Source organism: Methylobacterium sp. WL18 (genome assembly GCF_008040015.1).
In the GTDB taxonomy this organism is placed as follows: domain Bacteria; phylum Pseudomonadota; class Alphaproteobacteria; order Rhizobiales; family Beijerinckiaceae; genus Methylobacterium; species Methylobacterium mesophilicum.
Map to the genome: position 1 here is coordinate 1 of NZ_VRVD01000949.1, position 1,320 is coordinate 1,320.

1 pseudogene is annotated in these 1,320 nt (G+C 75.2%); it reads right to left on the reverse strand.

Going from position 1 to position 1,320, the window contains the following annotated elements:
• Positions 1–1,320 (reverse strand): annotated as a pseudogene (locus tag FV228_RS29985) (LytTR family transcriptional regulator); the annotation flags it as partial.

The window sequence follows — 1,320 nt, forward strand, 5'->3', positions numbered from 1 at the left end:
GCCGCCGGGCGTCCGCGCAGGCGGCTCGCCCAGGCGGAGCGGCGCAGGAAGCCGCCGAGCCACAGTCCCGCCAGGGTGTCGAGGGCGAGCAGCAGCAGCGCCAGGGTGAACAGGGTCGGGCGCAGGTCCAGGGTCTCGGCTCCGGCGAGTGTTCCGATCCGGGCGCCGTCCAGCGCCGCGGTATCGAGGGGCTTCAGGCGGTCGTCGGGCTTGAGGGCGTTGACGCTGATGCCGCCGTCCGCCGGTCCGTAGAAGCCCGGCGGGTGCTCGGCATTCCCCCGGTCTGCGTAATCGGCGGCCACCGCGGTGGCCGAGGCGGGGGGCGAGCCTAGCGCGCCGAACCCGTCCAGCGTCGCCCGGGGGGCGAGCACGATTGCGGACGCGCGGTTCGCCTCGCCCGCGGGGGGCGCCGAGGTGCCGGCCAGGCCGACCACGCGCCGGAGCATGTCGATGAACAGCCCCGACAGCGGCAGGTTCGACCAGGTCGTGTCGGCGGTGACGTGGAACAGCACCAGCGTGCCCTGACCGCGCTTCTGCGCGGTGACGATCGGCGTGCCGTCCTGCAGGGAGGCCCAGGTCCGGTTCGGCAGGTCGCCGTCCGGTTCGGCCAGGATCTGGCGGCGCACGCCGATATCGGCCGGCGGCGTCAGGCCGGCGAAGGGGCTCTCGGGTGGGAACGGCGCCAGGGTCTTGGGGCTGTCCCAGGACAGCGTGCCGCCGAGCGTCCGGTTGCCCCGGCGCAGGCGGACCGGCACGAGCGGGTCGTTGCCGGCGGCGAGCCGGGGGCCGGCGAAGCGCAGCAGCATGCCGCCGGCCTTCACGAAGCTCTCGACCCGGGCGGTGGTCTTCTCATCGAGCGCGCCGACATCGGCGAGCACCAGCACCGAGACCTGGTTGTCGAGGAGCTGGTTGATCGATTCCGCGGTGCCCTTGGCGCCGCGCGCCTCCTGCACGTCCGCGAAGGGCTGGAGCGCCCGGGCGAGGTAGTAGGTCGGCGCCAGGAGCGGCTGGGCCTGGTCGAGGGTGCCGCCGAACACCAGGCCGACCCGGCGGCGCTTGCCGCGCTCGTCCTGGAGCACCACGGCCCCGGCCGAGCGCTCCCCTGCGATCTCCAGGCGGCTGATGCTGTTGCGCAGCTCCACGGGCATCTCGAACGTCGCCGTCGCCTCGGTGGCGTCGGCCGCGAACGCGATGTCGCGCTCGGCCAGCGGCAGGCCCTTCTGGTCGAGCGCCCGGATCACGCCGGCGTCGCGCCCGTTCGGGGCGGCGCGCAGGGCCCGGGCCGTGAGGGTGCCGCCGGTCTCGGAGGCGGTGAGCGCC